We start from the raw sequence: 16,064 nt of genomic DNA, 5'->3' as shown, positions 1-16,064 counted from the left end.
GTCGCCGGCTTCGAGCGCGACCTGCTGCGAGAGCTGCCAGATGATCTCGGGCACGTTCCAGATCAGTTCGGTGAGGTCGCCCTTCTGGGTTTCGGTGCCGTTAACGGTCAGCCAGATCCTGCCCTTGGAGGGATGGCCGATCTTGGCGGCCGGCTGCAGCGCCGAGCAGGGCGCGGAATAGTCGAAGGATTTACCGACTTCCCACGGCCGCTCCTTCTTGCGCGAGGCGATCTGCAGGTCGCGGCGGGTGAGGTCGATGCCGACGCCGTAGCCATAGACGTGGTCGAGCGCCTTGTCGGCCGGGATATTGAGACCACCGCTCTTCATCGCCACGATCAGTTCGACCTCGTGGTGCAGATCCTTGGTCAGCGGCGGATAGGGGATGGTGGCGCCATCGGCCACCAGCATGTCGGCATGCTTGGCGAAAAAGAACGGCGGCGCCCGTTCGTCATTGCCCATCTCGCGGATGTGCTCGAGATAGTTGCGACCGACGCACCAGATGCGGCGAACCGGATAGGATTTTGCTTCGCCGACGACGGGAAGCGAGGGCTGCGGCGGAGCGGGAATGACGTAGGATGTCGCGTTCATGACGGTCTCGGCGGGTTCGGGGATGAAAAACTCGGTTGCCAGCTTTACGCGGTTGCGGTGATCGGCGCCAGCGTCAGCGACCCCGCATCGCGGTGCTGCAGGCGGAAGAACGACGCGTAGCGTCCGCCGCGGCGCAGCAGGTCGTCATGCCGGCCGCGCTCGACGATCTCGCCGCCCTCGACCACCAGGATGGCGTCGGCGTGCATGATGGTGTGCAGACGGTGGGCGATGACGATGGTGGTGCGGTTCTGGCACAGATGCTCGATGGCTTCCTGCACCTGCTTTTCGGATTCCGAATCCAGTGCCGCGGTCGCCTCGTCGAGCAGGATGATCGGCGCATTCTTGATCAGCGCGCGCGCCACCGCGATGCGCTGGCGCTGGCCGCCTGACAGTTGCGTGCCGTGCTCGCCTACCGGGGTGTCGTAGCCGAGCGGAAATCCCATGATGAATTCGTGCGCGCAGGCGGCCCTGGCGGCGGCCTCGATCTCGTCCTGGGTGGCGCCGACCTTGCCGAAGGCGATGTTGGCGCCGATCGAGTCGCGGAACAGATAGACGTCCTGCCCGACATAGGCGGTCTGCTGGCGCAGCGACTTGCGCGATACCGCCGAAATCGCCTGCCCGTCGATCAGGACGTCGCCGTCGCTGACTTCATAGAACCGCAGCAGCAGCGCCAGCACGGTGGATTTACCGCCGCCGGAGGGGCCGACCAGCGCGGTCATCTTGCCGGGCTCGGCGACGAAGCTCATGCGGTTGAGCACCGGCTCGTCCGGACGGTAGGCGAACGTCACGTCGCGAAACTCGACCCGCGCATCGATCAGCTTCAGCGCCGGCTTGTCGTCGTCGACAGGCTCGCTGGAAGGGCTGTCGACGATCTCGAGCAATTTGCGGGCGCCGATCAGATTGCTGTTCAGCTCGATGTTGAGCCGGGCCAGTCGCTTGGCCGGCTCGTAGGCCATCAGGAATGCGGTCAGGAACGAAAAGAACTGGCCCGGCGTGGCGCCCATCGCCACCACGCTGTAGCCGCCATACATCAGTCCGCCCGCCACCGCGAAACCGCCGAGCGTCTCCATCAGCGGGCTCGAACGGTTCGAGACCCGCGCCATCTTGTTGGCGTTGCGCTCGACCGCCGTGATGCTGGCGTCGATCCGCTCGCGCATGGTCTGTTCGAGCGTGAAGGCCTTGACGGTGCGGATGCCCTGCAGCGATTCCTGCATGGTTTCGAGAATGTCGGCGGTGCCGGTGAACTGGTTATGCGCGAGGCCCTTGATCCGCTTCACCAGCTTGCGCAGCACCAGCATGGCCGGCGGCGCCACCAGGAATCCGAACAACGCCATGTACGGATCCTGCATCAGCATGACGCAGACGAGGCCGATCAGCAGCAGCAGGTCGCGGCCGAGCGCATTGATCAGCAGGTTGAGAACCTGGGTAACGGAGGCGGCGCCGGCGGTCAGCCGCGCCAGAAATTCCGACGAATGCCGCTCCGAATAGAATGCGACGCTTTCGCTCATCAGCTTGGCGAACAGCCGGCGCTGGTTGTGGGCGAGTATGGCGTTGGAGATTTTCGAAAGAATCACGGAGTGGCCGTAGGTCGCCGCCCCCTTCAGGATGAAAATCAGGATGGTGAGGCCGGACAATAGCGCGATGCCGCGCACGTCCTTGTCGACATAGGCCTTGTTGATGACCTCGCCGAGAACCCAGGCCGAGCCCGCGGTCGCAGCTGCCGACACCGCCATCAGTCCGAAGGCCAGCAGATAGCGCCGCCAGTAGGTCAGCCCCTGTTCGGTGATCAGGCGGCGAATCAGGATCGCCGCCGCATAGGGATCGTCGGTGATTTTCTTGGGAAGTTCGGTCATCCGCGTTCCATTGACAGCGCTGGCAGGCTCCCGCCCGCGCGTCAGGGTTGGCTTGCGAAACGTCCGTCTCCTTGCCCGCTATATCCCGGTTTTTCAAGCCAAATCGGGGCTTGCGCCCGGCCGGATTTCAGGCCGAAACTGCCTGCCGCAGCTCGCCGTGGCGGCCGCGGAACGATTTCTCCTCCCATGCCAGCGCGTGGGCTGCGATGGTCTCGAGATCGTCGTATTGCGGGGTCCAGTCCAGGGTCGAGCGGATGCGGCTGGTGTCGGCGATCATGGTCATGATGTCGCCGGGCCGTCGCGGCGCAGTTTGAACCGCGAAATTGCGCCCGGAGACGCGCCGCACCGCCTCGATGGTCTCGAGCACCGAATAACCACGGCCGTAGCCGCAATTCAGCGTCGCCGAAGTGCCGCCGTCGCGCAGATAGGACAGCGCCGCGCGATGCGCCTGCGCGAGATCGCTGACGTGAATGAAATCGCGGATGCAGCTGCCGTCCGGCGTCGGGTAATCGGTCCCGAATACATCGACCTTGGCGCGCTGTCCGGTGGCGGCCTCGACCGCGATCTTCAGAAGATGCGTGGCACCCACGGTGGCAAGTCCGATGCGCGCCTTGGGGTCGGCGCCCGCGACGTTGAAATAGCGCAGCGCGACATAGTTCATGCCGTGCGCGGCGGCGACATCATGCAGCATGATTTCGGTCATCAGCTTCGAGGAGCCGTAGGGCGACAGCGGCCGGGTCGGCGCGCTCTCGGGCACCGGCACCTGATCCGGATTGCCGTACACCGCGGCGGTCGATGAAAAGATGAAGCGGTTGACGCCGCATTTCACCGCCGCGTTGAGCAGGCTGCGTGTCGTCATGGTGTTGTTGCGGTAATAGGCCAGCGGATCGCGCATCGAATCCGGCACCACCACCGAGCCCGCGAAATGTACAATGCTCCTGACGCCGTGCGCTGCGATCACGCCCTCGACGAGATTTTCGTCGCCGGCGTCGCCGATGAAAAGCGGTACGCCTTCGGGCACGAAAGCAGAAAATCCGGTCGACAGATTGTCGACCACGACGACGTTTTCGCCGGCTTCCGCCAGCGCATGAACCGTGTGACTTCCGATATAGCCGGCGCCGCCGGTGACAAGCACAGTCATGAGTTCACCCATCTTGCGATCGATCGGCTCGATGCTAGCCGGGACGCGGTGAAGAGTGGGTTTCGGCGCGGGCGAACTGGCCACTATGCTTAATGTTGCGTATAGAAAATGCGCGAAACGGAGCCCATCGTGCCGATCGAGAACATTTCCTCAGCCAACCTGCAACTGATCGTGCCGAATCTGCACAGGCGCTATTCCGGCGTCACCGCGACCAACCGCATGGTGGCGCCGAAGCTCGCAAGACTGTTTCGCGCGGGCTGGCTCGGTTCCGATGCGCCTGACGGCATCGCGCGGATCGGGCTTGCGGATCTCGCGAAATGCTGGCGCCGCGGCATCCCGCTGATCTGGCATGCGCGGCGCAACAACGAGATGATCGCAGGCGTGCTGCTGCGCTCGCTCGGCTGGCCGTTGAAACTGGTATTCACCTCGGCGGCGCAGCGGCACCACACCTGGATCACGCGCTGGCTGATCCGGCAAATGGACGCCATCATCGCCACCAGCGAAATATCGAAATCCTTTCTCAAGCGCGACGCAACTGTCGTCATGCATGGCGTCGATACCGGCACCTACGCGCCGCCTGCGGATCGCGCGGCGGCGTTTGCCGAAGCCGGATTGCCGGGCCGCTACGCCATCGGCTGCTTCGGCCGGGTGCGCGCGCAAAAGGGCAGCGACGTGTTCGTGGACGCGATGTGCCGGCTGCTGCCGCGCTATCCCGATTTCACCGCCGTCATGGTCGGCGCCATCACGTCGGAGCAGACGGCATTCGCGGAAGATTTGCGCAAACGGATCGACGCCGCCGGGCTGCAATCGCGCATCGTCATCACCGGCGAGCTTGATATCGAGCAGGTGCCGCGCTGGTACCAGCGGCTGACGATCTACGCCTTCACTTCGCGCAACGAGGGCTTTGGACTGACCCTGATCGAGGCGATGTCGGCAGGCGCTGCGCTGGTGGCGTCGCGCGCGGGCGCGGCCGAACTGGTGGTCGAGGATGGCATCACCGGCGTGCTGACGCCATCAGGCGATGCCGATGCGCTGGTCGCGGCGCTGGAGCCGCTGATGCGCGACCCCGCTGCTGCCGCAGCGATGGGTGCGCGCGGCCGGGCGCGGGTGCTGGAAAAATTCAGCCTCGATGCCGAGGCGGGCGGGATTGCGGAGGTTTATCGGAGGCTGGTCTAATCAAAAATATCGAAAACAACCCCATGCATCGTTCAACTATCTGGCAACATTAGCGTTTTTAAGCTGCATTTAGGTATCAGGGTACCGAAAGCCCCTTGGATAGGATATTCGCCACGAACGCGTCGAGGTCGCCGCCCGCGAACAGGAATCCGGGCAGCCCCGCGGCCGCGGCCGCTTCGATGTCGGTGGGGCGGTCGCCGATGACGAAGCTGCCCTGGTGACGCACCGGCCATTGCGCCATCAGATCGTGGATCATGCCGGGCGCGGGTTTGCGCCAATGGTGATCCTCGAGATAGCCAGCCACGGTGCCGGCCGGGTGATGCGGGCAATACCTGACGTCGTCGACCCGGGCGCCTTGCGCCGCCAGTTCTTCCAGCATCCAGTCATGCAGCTTGCCGACGTCGTCCTCGGTAAAGAAGCCGCGCGCCACGCCGGATTGGTTGGTGAAGAAGAAGACAAGATAGCCGGCGTCATTGAGCCGGCGTATCGCCTTGGCCGCATTCGGCATCCATCGAATCCGCTCTTGCGTGCCCATGTAGCCGTCGTCGTGATTGACCACGCCGTCGCGGTCGAGGAACGCGGCGGGCCTGGGCGCGCGATCGACCTTGCTCATGGCCGCGCCGCCTCGGCCAGCACGCGTTCGGTGATGCCAACCACGTCGGAAGCGGGAATGTCGCGCATGCAGCGGTGGTCGTTCATGGTGCAGACCGGCCGGTGGCAAGGCTGGCACGGCACCACGGTCCTGGTCTGCACGGTCGCGGCGAGGCCGTTCAACGGCGCCCAGTGATAGGGGCTGGTGGGGCCGAAAATCCCCATGGTCGGCGTCCCGATCGCCGCCGCGATGTGCATCAGTCCGGAATCGTTCGATATCGCGACGCTGGCCGCCGCCATCGCCAGGATGCCATTGCGCAGGTCTGTGCCGGTGAGGTCGCGGACAGCAGGCCCGCCGGCGGCCACGATCTCCGCCGCCAGCGCCTTTTCGCCGGGACCGCCGACCACCCAGACATCCAAGCCGCGTTCGGCCAATAGCCGGGCGGCTTCCGGATACCAGGTCCAGCGCTTGGAGGCTCCGACCGAGCCTGGCGCCAGTGCGACGGCCGGACCGCTGCCGAGCCCATTGGCCTGCCGCCAGCGGCCGGCGTCCTCGGCCGGAACCCTGAGCTGCGGCACCGGCCATTCATCCGGCAGCGGCGCGCCGTCGGGCAGCGCCAGCGCCGCGTTCTTGTCGATGAAGCGGGGCAGCGCCTTTTCGCCCCAGCGCCATCGGTTGATGAGCCCGAACCTGGCTTCGCCGACAAACCCCACCCGTTCCGGGATGCCGGCCAGCGCGGGCGCAATCGCCGACTTCCAGGTGCGCGGCAGCACCAGCGCGGTGCCGTAGCCCCTGGCCCGCAGCTGCTCCGCCAGGCCCCATTGCCTGGCCACCGCAAGCCGGCTACGCGGCAGGTCCCAGACGATCCCGGAGCGGACGCCGGGCATATAATCGACCAGCGGGGCGCATAGCGAGGTCACCAGCAGGTCGACCGGCCGGTTCGGCCAGCGCTGCTTCAGCACCCGCACCACGGTATGGCCGCGCACGAAGTCACCGATCCACATATAGGGGACGATCAGGATCGGCCTGACATCGCCGGCGTCCCGTGTCTCTGCCATATTTATTGAATCTGTGTTCATAATTTAGAGATTTGGAGCTGCATTTCCACGCTGTCGGTAACGGCTCCCCGCGGCGAGGTAAAGCCGCCGGCAGGGGGCGGCTGCCGTCTTCACCACACGACATGACCCAAGTTGCCTGCCGGGCAGGACTGGGGCAAAGCTGGCCTCCCACATCAAGGGCAGGGGACGGCATGCTGCTGGTGACCGGAGGCGCCGGTTTTATCGGATCGAACCTCGTGGCCGCGTTGAATGACGCCGGCCGCGCCGATATCGCGGTTTGCGACGTGCTCGGCCATGACGGCAAATGGCGCAATCTGGCCAAGCGCCAGCTCGCGGATTTCGTGCCGCCTGCCGAATTGATGGACTGGCTCAAGGGCCGCCGGCTCGATGCCGTGATCCATCTCGGCGCGATTTCCGAAACCACGGCCACCGACGGCGATCTCGTGATCGAAACCAATTTCAGGCTGTCGATGCGGCTGCTCGACTGGTGCACCGCCAATTCGACGCCACTCATCTATGCCTCGTCGGCGGCGACCTATGGCGATGGCGCGCAGGGATTTGCCGACGATCCGTCATTACCGGCGCTGAAGGCGCTGCGGCCGATGAATCTGTACGGCTGGAGCAAGCACCTGTTCGACATGGTGGTCGCCGAACGCGCGGCCAACGGCGAGCGGTTGCCGCCGCAATGGGCCGGCCTGAAATTCTTCAACGTGTTCGGCCCCAATGAATATCACAAGGGCACGATGATGAGCGTGCTGGCGCGTCGCTTCGACGACATCAAGGCCGGCCGCGCCGTGCAGTTGTTCAAATCCCACCGCGATGGCATCGCCGACGGCGATCAGCGCCGCGATTTCATCCATGTCGACGACGTGGTGCGGGTGATGATGTGGCTGATGGCGAGCCCGGATGTCAGCGGCATCTTCAACGTCGGAACCGGCACCGCGCGCAGTTTCAGGGACCTGATTCTTTCGGCCTATGCCGCGCTCGGCACACCTGCGAATATCCAGTATGTCGACATGCCCGAGCAAATTCGCGGCAGCTACCAGTATTTCACCCAAAGCGCGGTCGATCGGCTCACGCGCGCCGGCTACAATGGCGGTTTTACGCCGCTGGAAAATGCGGTTTCGGCTTACGTCAGCGGTTTTCTGAACCGCACCGACCGTTTCCGCTGACCGCGCAACGGATGACGAGAACAGATGTTCGATTTTGAAGCCCTGTCGCATGCGATGGCCAGCCAGACGGTGCTCTGCGTCGGCGACCTCATGCTCGACGAATTCGTCTATGGCGAGGTGTCGCGGATTTCGCCGGAAGCGCCGGCGCCGGTGATCGCAGTCCAGCGCAGCGAGACCAATATCGGCGGCGCCGGCAATGTCGCGCGCAATATCGCTTCGCTCGGCGCGCGCTGCATTTTTGTCGGGCTGATCGGTGAGGATGAGGTGGGTGTGAGGCTGGCAGTCACGCTGGCGCAGGAGCCCGGCGTGGAAAGTCTGTTGGTCCACGATCCCTCGCGGCCCACCACTCGCAAGGTGCGTTTCGTCTCTGAGCATTTTTCCACGCACATGCTGCGCGCCGACTGGGAACTGGCCGTGCCTGCGTCCGGAGATATCGAGCAGAAGCTGATCGATACCATCCTGCCGCAAATCTCCCGCGCCGACATCGTGCTGCTGTCCGACTACGCCAAGGGTGTTTTGACGGCGCGAGTGATCCGCAACGTCATCGACGCCGCGAAAAAACTCGGCAAGCGCGTGATCGTCGATCCCAAGAGCGCCAATTTCGCGATCTATCGCGGCGCCACGCTGCTGACGCCCAACCGCAAGGAATTTTCCGAGGCGACCCGCAGCCGTGCCGATACCGAAAGGAGCATTGCCGACGCAGCACAGGACGCGATGCAACTGGCGGACTGCGAAGCCATTCTGGTGACGCAGAGCGAGCGCGGCATGACGCTGGTGCCGCGCCACGGCGAGGCGATTCATGTGCCGGCGCATCCGGTCAAAGTGCGCGATGTCTCCGGCGCCGGCGACACCGTCGCTGCGGTGCTGGCGGTGACGCTCTCCGCCGGAGCCGATTGGGAAACCGCGTTGCGGATGGCGAGTGCGGCCGCCGCCGTTGCCGTCGGCAAGCAGGGCACCGCCAGCGTGACGTCAGCCGAACTGCGGCGAAAAATCCTGCCGCATGCATTCCTGGCGGCGGAAGAGAAGATCGTCGCGGCGGGCGCCGGCCTCGAGGCGCAGCTGTCGGAGTGGCGCCAGCAGGGCTTGCGCGTCGGTTTCACCAACGGCTGTTTCGATATCCTGCATCCCGGCCACGTCAAGGTGTTGACCGCGGCGCGCGGCGCCTGCGACCGGCTGGTGGTGGGCCTCAACAGCGACGCCTCGGTGAAGCGGCTGAAGGGCGAGTCGCGCCCGGTCCAGGACGAACGCGCGAGGGCGGAAGTGCTGGCGGCGCTGGAGGCGGTCGATCTCGTCGTCATCTTCGAGGAGGACACGCCGATCAGGCTGATCACCGCGATCAAGCCCAGCGTATTGGTGAAGGGCGGGGACTATACCCGCGACCAGGTGGTGGGCCACGAGATCGTCGAAGCCCATGGCGGCGAGGTGCTGCTGATCGACGTGTTGCCCGGCTTCTCCACGACCATGCTGGTCAACCGCGCCCGCGGAGACAAGGGGTGAGCGTCCCAGGGGTTCCGCAAGCTACGGCTGGCATGCACGCGCTTGATGAGCTATCAGCAGCCTCGCAACCGCAAAACCCGAACACGCCCTGTCACCGGTCGTCGAAATGATGCGTCTCCAAAATCTGACCAAGCGCAACGCGCTGATCGCGACGCACGACGCCCTGGCGACGGGGGCTGCGATATTCGTCAGTTTCTATCTGCGTTTCGAGGGCAACGCGTTCTACGATCGTGTTCCGCTGCTGCTGCGGATGCTGCCCTATTTCATCGTGTTCAGCGTGGTGGTTTGTTATGCGTTCAAGCTGACCACCACCAAGTGGCGTTTCATTTCGCTGCCGGATGCGCTGAACATCCTGAAGGTGGCGACGGTGCTGACGCTCGGGCTGCTGGTGCTGGACTATGTCATCGTCTCGCCCAACAAGGGCACCTTCTTCGCCGGCCGGATTACCGTCGTTCTGTACTTTTTCCTGCAGGTGTTCTTCCTCAGCGCCTTGCGCTTTGCCTATCGCTATTTTCGTTACACGCGGGTGCGGCTTCACGCGAAGTCGGAGGACGCCTCGGCGACCCTGATGGTCGGCCGCGCCGCGGATGCCGAAATTCTCCTGCGCGGCATCGAGAGCGGCGCGGTCAAGCGGATCTGGCCGGTCGGCCTGCTGTCGCCGTCGCCGGCCGATCGCGGCCAGACCATCCGGAATATCCCTGTGCTGGGCGGGATCGACGACATCGAGGACGTGATCGGCGATTTCGCGCGGCGCAACAAGCCGATCATGCGCGTGGTGATGACGCCGTCGGCATTCGAACCCGAGGCGCATCCCGAGGCCGTGCTGATGCGGGCGCGCCGTCTCGGGCTGATCGTCAGCCGGCTGCCGTCGCTGGAGAGCGGCGAAACCCCGCGGCTGACCAATGTGGCCGTCGAGGACCTGCTGCTGCGTCCCAGCGAAAAGATCGACTATGGGCGTCTCGAAGCCCTGGTGAAGAACAAGGCGGTGATCGTCACCGGCGGCGGCGGTTCGATCGGTTCGGAGATTTGCGACCGTGTCGTGACCTTCGGCGCGGCGCGGCTGCTGGTGATCGAAAATTCCGAACCGGCGCTGTATGCCGTGACGGAAACGCTGGCCGCGCATGGCGGCAGCGCGGTGATCGAGGGCCGGATCGCCGACATTCGCGATCGCGAACGTATCCAGCGGCTGATGATCGAGTTCAAGCCGGACATCGTGTTCCACGCCGCCGCGCTCAAGCACGTGCCGATCCTGGAACGCGACTGGAGCGAGGGCGTCAAGACCAACATCTTCGGATCGGTCAACGTCGCCGATGGCGCCCTGGCGGCGGGTGCCACCGCGATGGTGATGATCTCGACCGACAAGGCGATCGAGCCGGTTTCGATGCTGGGGCTGACCAAGCGGTTCGCCGAGATGTATTGCCAGGCGCTGGATCACGATCTGGCGGCGCAGCACGGCGGCAAGCCGCGGATGCGGCTGATTTCCGTGCGGTTCGGCAACGTGCTGGCGTCGAACGGCTCGGTGGTGCCGAAGTTCAAGGCGCAGATCGAGGCCGGCGGGCCGGTGACCGTCACGCACCCCGACATGGTCAGGTACTTCATGACCATCCGGGAAGCTTGCGACCTGGTGCTGACCGCGGCCACCCACGCGCTGTCGCCGTCGCCGGCGGACGTTTCGGTCTACGTGCTGAACATGGGCCAGCCGGTCAAGATCGTCGACCTCGCCGAGCGCATGATCCGGTTGTCCGGCCTGCAGCCGGGTCACGATATCGATATCGTCTTCAGCGGCGTGCGACCGGGAGAGCGGCTGAACGAAATCCTGTTCGCCGCCGAGGAGCCCGCGGTCGAGATCGGCGTCGCCGGAATCATGGCGGCCAAGCCCAACGAGCCGCCGATGGCTGCCTTGCGCAATTGGCTGGCGGCGCTGGACCAGGCCATCGCCCGGGATGACCGGACCTCCATCAGGGCGGTGTTGAAGGATGCGGTGCCGGAGTTCGGTTCGCCCGCGCCGGCCCAGGCAACCGCGCCCGGTCCCGCGTTACAGTCCTGACCGCCGGATCTGAAAGATCCGCCTGGCGAAACGCAGGAAGAAGGCGGGGTCGATGATCGGCGCATTCAGATGTTCGCGGCGGGATCGCAGGCATTCCAGGTTTCCGCGCAGCGTGGCGCGCCAGCCCCTGGTGCTGATGCCGCCGATCTGGAAGTCCACCAGGACCCGCGGGATGTAGCGCACCCTGAAATCATTGAGCGCCATCGCCCGCAGCATGTAGTCGTAATCGGCGGTCGCGACATGGCTCAGATCGTAGTCGCCGACCTTTTGCGCCACTTCCCTGCGGATGTAGAAGGTCGGATGCGGAGGCACCCAGCCGAGCTGAAACGAGTGGCGATTGAATGTTCCGCCGCGCCATGAACGCGCCACGCGCTTGCTGAGATGATCGGTCACCATGTGCAGGTCGCCATAGGCGATGTCGGCGTCCTGCAATGCCGCGGCGATGTCGCCAAGGACGCGGGAATCGTGAAACGTATCGTCGGAATTCAGAAACCCGACAGCGTCGCCCTCGAACAGGTGAAAGCCCTTGTTCATCGCATCATAGACGCCCTTGTCCTTCTCGGAGAACACACGTATCGCGTCCGACCCGAATGACTCGACGATCTTCAACGTCGCATCGCCGGATGCTCCGTCGATTACCAGCATTTCCTTTTCGGGGTGATCCTGCTCGAGAAAAGACTGGATCGTGAAGCCAATCGTAGCCTGCGAATTGTAACTGGCTGTGACGACGCTGATCTTCATTGCTATCTCGTGCAGCGTTCAGGTTACCGAGGCCGAATCGACCTGTCAAAAGCATGGTGGCGACTGACGTGTCGGAGGTTCAGGCCGGTCGGGTTGCAAAACGCCGCGCGGCTACGCCCGACGCGTGCATTTCAGTCACGTACCTCGATCGGCGCAGCGCCCTTGGCGGCCTTTTCGGCACTGAAGATCCACACCAGCCCGCCGAAGGCGCCGACGATGAACGACACGGCGCCGAGCAGCAGCGAGATGTTGACGCCTTCGCTGCTCATCAGCCCGGCATAGCCGAACGCCAGGCCCATGGTCGCCTCGCGCACGCCCCAGCCGGCGATCGAGATCGGCAGCATGGTGATGAGCATGACCGGCGGGACCAGCTGAAAGATCTGGCCGAACACCACGGGAGCCGCGATCGATTGCACCACGCACCATGCGATGACGACGGCGAGGACGTGGACCAGAAACGACAGCACCGCGATTTTCGGACCGCGCGTCCGGCTGAAGATGATGCGGTTGGCGATCACCGAGCAGGCATGCAAATGGTGGGTACCCCACCAGCGCTTCAGCCATGGCCATGGCAATCTGCCGAGGATCAGGAATCCCAGGCCGCCGGCGAGGGCGGCGAGATCGACCGACAGCAGCGCGGTGCGGCCGGTGGGATCGGTGATCAGATTGTAGCTCCATGGCAGTGTCGCCACGATGACGATCGCAAGCGCGATCAGGCCGATCGCGCGATCGACGAAGATGGAGTAGGTCGCCGCCCGCCAGCCGGCGCCGGCGCGCGCGACCAGCCACAGCCGCACCGCGTCGCCGCCGATCGAGGAGGGCAGCGTCTGGTTGAAGAATGTCCCGATGACATTGTAGCGCATCGCCTGCGCGGTTCCGAGCGGCGCGCCGCACTCGGCGCTGACTTCGCGCCACCGCAGCACGCCGACGAAGATCTGCAGGAACATCACGGCGATCGCGAGGCCGATCCAGCCCAGACTCGCGACGTTGAAGCGCGATGCGAGTTCGTAGAAATCGACCTTGCGGAGCGCGAGATAAAGCAGTGCCGCCGAGATCAGTATCTTTAGCGCTGAAAGCAGGATCCGGCGCATGTGGCGCGCGCTCTTCGGTTCGAGAATGTGTCAGAAAAACGCGATCCTGCGACCACGCCTGAATTTAGTCAGCCTTGGTATGGTTTTGAGCGCGATCTGGCAATAGCCCGGGCAACCGGGTATTGCGGCACCCTTGCCGCGGCGGGTAAAGAGACCCCGGCTGCGCGCCGTCGGGCCGATACCCTCTCGAGGATACCATGTCGGATCAAGCAGTATTGATTACAGGCGCGGCTGGCTTCATCGGCTTCCATGTCGCGCGCCAGCTCCTGTCGGAAGGCCGCAACGTTGTCGGCCTGGACAGCCTGAACGATTATTATGACCCGGCGCTGAAGCAGTCACGGCTGAACATCCTGCGCCAGAACGCGCGATTCGGTTTCGTGCAAACCGACCTCGCCGATCGTCCGGCAATGGCGGCGCTGTTCGCGAAACACCGTTTCGAGGTCGTGGTCCATCTCGCGGCCCAGGCCGGCGTGCGTCATTCGATCGATCATCCGCACGCCTATGTCGACGCCAATCTCGAGGGCTTCCTCAATGTTCTGGAGGGCTGCCGACACAATGGCTGTCGTCATCTTGTCTATGCATCATCGTCGTCGGTGTACGGTGCCAACACCAAGCTGCCTTTTTCAGTCGCGGACAAGACGGATCACCCCGTCAGTCTCTACGCCGCGACCAAGAAGGCCAACGAACTGATGGCTTACTCGTACAGCCACCTCTATCGTCTTCCGGTCACCGGCCTGCGCTTCTTTACCATCTACGGGCCATGGGGACGGCCCGACATGGCGATTTTCATGTTCACCAAGGCGATCCTCGAGGGCACGCCGATCAGGCTGTTCAACCATGGCAGGATGCGCCGGGATTTCACCTATATCGGTGATGTCAGCCGCGTCGTGTCGCGCCTCGCCGAACAGCCGCCCGCAGATGATGGCGGCGGAGCGCCGGCCAAAATCTATAATGTCGGTAACCATCATCCGGAAGAACTTACCGACGTCGTATCGTTGCTGGAGAAGGAGTTGGGTCGCGCGGCGGTAAGGGATATGTTGCCGATGCAGCCCGGCGACGTGACGGAGACCTTCGCCGATGTCGGCGATCTGATGCGGGACGTCGGCTTCCGGCCGGAGACGCCCATTGCGGATGGTCTGCGCGACTTCGTTGCGTGGTACCGCGGCCATTACAAGGTTTGAGACGCCGATGAACCGACGAATTATTCCACTGATCATGTGCGGCGGCGCCGGGACGCGGCTGTGGCCGGCCTCGCGCGAAGTCCATCCCAAGCAGTTCCTCACTTTGTTCGGACCCCGCTCGACCTTTCAGGACACGCTGTTGCGGGTGTCGGATGCGGCGCTGTTCGAGCGGCCGATCGTCATCACCAATATCGCCTACCGTTTCATGGTGCTGGAGCAACTGGCCGAGATCGGGCTGGAGGCCGATATCCTGCTGGAGCCGATGCGGCGGGATTCCGGTCCGGCGATCGCCGCCGGCGCCGCCTTTGCGCAGGGCCGCGACAGCGAGGCGATCGTGCTGGCGCTCGCCGCCGATCACGTCGTCCGCGACACCGCGGCCTTTGTCGCCGCCTGCCGTCAGGGTCTGGCCGCCGCCGAAGCCGGACGCATCGTGACTTTCGGCGTGGCGCCCGAGCGCGCCGCCACCGAATACGGTTACATCAGCCCCGGTGAAGTCATTTCCGGCGAAGTCCGCAGCGTCGCCAAATTCGTCGAGAAGCCGGATCAGAAGACGGCGGCCGACTACGTCAAGGCCGGGTATCTCTGGAACAGCGGCAACTTCATGTTCCGCGCGTCGGTGCTGTCGGACGAGTATCGCAATGTCGACGCCGCCAGCGTGCAGGCCGTCACCGATTCCGTCACCAGAGCCGGACGCGATCTCGGATTCGTCAAGCTGGATCCCGACGCGTTCGGATCGGCCAGGGCGATCTCGATCGATTACGCCGTGATGGAAAAGACCGCGCGCGCCGCGGTGGTGCCGGTCAAGTGCGGCTGGTCCGATGTCGGTTCCTGGCACGCGGTGTGGGAACTGTCGGACAAGGACGCGGAGGGCAATGCGGCGCAGGGCGCCGCCGTGTTCGAGGATTCCCGCAACTGCAACGTCTCGACCGACCGGGCGCTGGTGGCGCTGGAAGGGGTCGACGATCTCGTGATCGTCGCCACCCAGGACGCCGTGCTGGTGTCGCGCCAGAAGGACGCCAATGGCCTGAAGCGTCTGGTGGCGAAGCTGAAGGCCGTCGCGCCCGAAGTGACCGAGGATCACATCAAGGTGCACCGGCCCTGGGGCAGTTACCAATCGGTCGACAATGGCGATCGCCACCAGGTCAAGCGCATCATCGTCAAGCCGGGCGGCCGGCTGTCGCTGCAGAAGCATCACCATCGCTCCGAGCACTGGATCGTGGTGCGGGGCGCGGCGCGCGTGACGGTCAACGAACTGGTCAAGACCGTGCACGAGAACGAATCGATCTATATCCCGATCGGCGCGGTGCACCGGCTGGAAAATCCCGGGAAGATTCAACTGGAACTGATCGAGGTCCAGACCGGCAGCTATTTCGGCGAGGACGATATCATCCGCATCGAGGACGATTACCAGCGCTCCTGAGCGATCCGATGCAGACCTTTCGGCGCCGATCCGGGTCATTCGGCGGCTTTTCGCGCTCAAATCGGCGCAGGGCTGTGTAATTTTCTGACTCAAAACGTGTCCGGGATCACGCCGCTTCATTCGCCACATCTGAGGCGACGTGATAGGACAAGCGCCGGGCAATGCTGGTGTCGAGAGACGACGAGGTTCAGTGAATATGGGTTTCGAGGGGGCCACCGGGAAGTTCGGCGCCAAGCGTGCGCTGCGAGTCGGCGTTGTCGGCGCAGGCGTCATGGGCACCAACCACGCGCGTGTTCTGGCCGGGCTGCCGGACACCACGCTGATCGGAATCGTCGATCCTTTGCCGGAGCATCGCGCCCGCGCCACTGAACTGGCCGGCTGCCGCGCCTTTGCCACGCTGGACGAACTGCTCGCGGAGGGCGTCGATGCCGTGACCATCGCCGCGCCGACGCACCTCCATCACGAGGTCGCGCTCGCCTGCATCGCCCGCGGCATCCACATCCTGGT

Annotated in this window: 14 protein-coding genes; 7 read left to right on the top strand and 7 right to left on the bottom strand. The window is 64.4% G+C overall.

The genetic code is table 11. The features are described 5' to 3' along the window. The 3 genes from Q8N40_RS05910 to galE all read right to left on the bottom strand — a co-directional run. Positions 1-588: fumarylacetoacetate hydrolase family protein (locus Q8N40_RS05910; protein ID WP_305711151.1), on the bottom strand; the 588-nt coding region annotated here is incomplete at its 3' end. A 44-nt stretch (positions 589-632) separates the two neighbouring features. After that, the gene (locus Q8N40_RS05905; RefSeq protein WP_305711150.1) at positions 633-2,441 is read right to left on the bottom strand and encodes an ABC transporter ATP-binding protein; all 1,809 of its coding nucleotides are present in this window, start codon (positions 2,439-2,441) and stop codon (positions 633-635) included. 127 nt (positions 2,442-2,568) lie between these two features. After that, on the bottom strand, positions 2,569-3,582 hold the full coding sequence (gene galE, locus Q8N40_RS05900; protein ID WP_305711149.1) for a UDP-glucose 4-epimerase GalE: 1,014 nt from the start codon (positions 3,580-3,582) through the stop codon (positions 2,569-2,571). A 129-nt stretch (positions 3,583-3,711) separates the two neighbouring features. Here galE and Q8N40_RS05895 point away from each other — a divergent pair, with 129 nt between their 5' ends. Next, complete coding sequence (locus tag Q8N40_RS05895) at positions 3,712-4,758, top strand: glycosyltransferase family 4 protein (protein ID WP_305711148.1); 1,047 nt, start codon at positions 3,712-3,714, stop codon at positions 4,756-4,758. A 76-nt stretch (positions 4,759-4,834) separates the two neighbouring features. Here Q8N40_RS05895 and Q8N40_RS05890 read toward each other — a convergent pair whose 3' ends face one another. Further along, on the bottom strand, positions 4,835-5,371 hold the full coding sequence (locus Q8N40_RS05890) for an HAD family hydrolase (protein ID WP_305711147.1): 537 nt from the start codon (positions 5,369-5,371) through the stop codon (positions 4,835-4,837). Further along, complete coding sequence (gene waaF / locus Q8N40_RS05885) at positions 5,368-6,429, bottom strand: lipopolysaccharide heptosyltransferase II (RefSeq protein WP_305711146.1); 1,062 nt, start codon at positions 6,427-6,429, stop codon at positions 5,368-5,370. The genes Q8N40_RS05890 and waaF overlap by 4 nt, the downstream gene beginning before the upstream one ends. 170 nt (positions 6,430-6,599) lie before the next feature. Here waaF and rfaD point away from each other — a divergent pair, with 170 nt between their 5' ends. The 3 genes from rfaD to Q8N40_RS05870 all read left to right on the top strand — a co-directional run bounded on the left by rfaD (position 6,600) and on the right by Q8N40_RS05870 (position 11,124). Then, positions 6,600-7,580 (top strand): ADP-glyceromanno-heptose 6-epimerase, encoded by a 981-nt coding sequence (gene rfaD / locus Q8N40_RS05880; protein WP_305711145.1) that lies wholly within the window; start codon positions 6,600-6,602, stop codon positions 7,578-7,580. 24 nt (positions 7,581-7,604) lie between these two features. Next, the gene (gene rfaE1, locus Q8N40_RS05875) at positions 7,605-9,077 is read left to right on the top strand and encodes a D-glycero-beta-D-manno-heptose-7-phosphate kinase (protein ID WP_305711144.1); all 1,473 of its coding nucleotides are present in this window, start codon (positions 7,605-7,607) and stop codon (positions 9,075-9,077) included. 106 nt (positions 9,078-9,183) lie between these two features. Then, complete coding sequence (locus Q8N40_RS05870; RefSeq protein WP_305711143.1) at positions 9,184-11,124, top strand: nucleoside-diphosphate sugar epimerase/dehydratase; 1,941 nt, start codon at positions 9,184-9,186, stop codon at positions 11,122-11,124. Here Q8N40_RS05870 and Q8N40_RS05865 read toward each other — a convergent pair. Next, on the bottom strand, positions 11,113-11,865 hold the full coding sequence (locus tag Q8N40_RS05865; protein WP_305711142.1) for a glycosyltransferase family 2 protein: 753 nt from the start codon (positions 11,863-11,865) through the stop codon (positions 11,113-11,115). The genes Q8N40_RS05870 and Q8N40_RS05865 overlap by 12 nt on opposite strands. 131 nt (positions 11,866-11,996) lie before the next feature. Beyond that, positions 11,997-12,956 (bottom strand): lysylphosphatidylglycerol synthase transmembrane domain-containing protein, encoded by a 960-nt coding sequence (locus Q8N40_RS05860; protein WP_305319629.1) that lies wholly within the window; start codon positions 12,954-12,956, stop codon positions 11,997-11,999. A 197-nt stretch (positions 12,957-13,153) separates the two neighbouring features. Between Q8N40_RS05860 and Q8N40_RS05855 the strand changes: the two genes are divergently transcribed. From Q8N40_RS05855 to Q8N40_RS05845, 3 genes are all read left to right on the top strand, one after another. Beyond that, on the top strand, positions 13,154-14,137 hold the full coding sequence (locus Q8N40_RS05855) for an SDR family NAD(P)-dependent oxidoreductase (protein WP_305711141.1): 984 nt from the start codon (positions 13,154-13,156) through the stop codon (positions 14,135-14,137). 7 nt (positions 14,138-14,144) lie between these two features. Continuing rightward, positions 14,145-15,557, top strand: a complete 1,413-nt coding sequence (locus Q8N40_RS05850; RefSeq protein ID WP_305319631.1) for a mannose-1-phosphate guanylyltransferase/mannose-6-phosphate isomerase — start codon at positions 14,145-14,147, stop codon at positions 15,555-15,557. A 196-nt stretch (positions 15,558-15,753) separates the two neighbouring features. Then, a partial coding sequence (locus Q8N40_RS05845) for a Gfo/Idh/MocA family oxidoreductase (RefSeq protein WP_305711140.1) occupies positions 15,754-16,064 on the top strand: 311 nt, incomplete at its 3' end.

This window comes from Bradyrhizobium sp., from assembly GCF_030693485.1.
Classification (GTDB): Bacteria; Pseudomonadota; Alphaproteobacteria; order Rhizobiales; family Xanthobacteraceae; genus Bradyrhizobium.
This window is presented reverse-complemented; position numbering and strand designations above follow the sequence as displayed.

Coding starts and splice junctions, on each gene's coding strand:
- Q8N40_RS05905 (WP_305711150.1), bottom strand. CDS start 2,441: ATGACCGAACTTCCCAAGAAAATCACCGACGATCCCTATGCGGCGGCG.
- galE (WP_305711149.1), bottom strand. CDS start 3,582: ATGACTGTGCTTGTCACCGGCGGCGCCGGCTATATCGGAAGTCACACG.
- Q8N40_RS05890 (WP_305711147.1), bottom strand. CDS start 5,371: ATGAGCAAGGTCGATCGCGCGCCCAGGCCCGCCGCGTTCCTCGACCGC.
- waaF (WP_305711146.1), bottom strand. CDS start 6,429: ATGAACACAGATTCAATAAATATGGCAGAGACACGGGACGCCGGCGAT.
- rfaD (WP_305711145.1), top strand. CDS start 6,600: ATGCTGCTGGTGACCGGAGGCGCCGGTTTTATCGGATCGAACCTCGTG.
- rfaE1 (WP_305711144.1), top strand. CDS start 7,605: ATGTTCGATTTTGAAGCCCTGTCGCATGCGATGGCCAGCCAGACGGTG.
- Q8N40_RS05870 (WP_305711143.1), top strand. CDS start 9,184: ATGATGCGTCTCCAAAATCTGACCAAGCGCAACGCGCTGATCGCGACG.
- Q8N40_RS05865 (WP_305711142.1), bottom strand. CDS start 11,865: ATGAAGATCAGCGTCGTCACAGCCAGTTACAATTCGCAGGCTACGATT.
- Q8N40_RS05860 (WP_305319629.1), bottom strand. CDS start 12,956: ATGCGCCGGATCCTGCTTTCAGCGCTAAAGATACTGATCTCGGCGGCA.
- Q8N40_RS05855 (WP_305711141.1), top strand. CDS start 13,154: ATGTCGGATCAAGCAGTATTGATTACAGGCGCGGCTGGCTTCATCGGC.
- Q8N40_RS05850 (WP_305319631.1), top strand. CDS start 14,145: ATGAACCGACGAATTATTCCACTGATCATGTGCGGCGGCGCCGGGACG.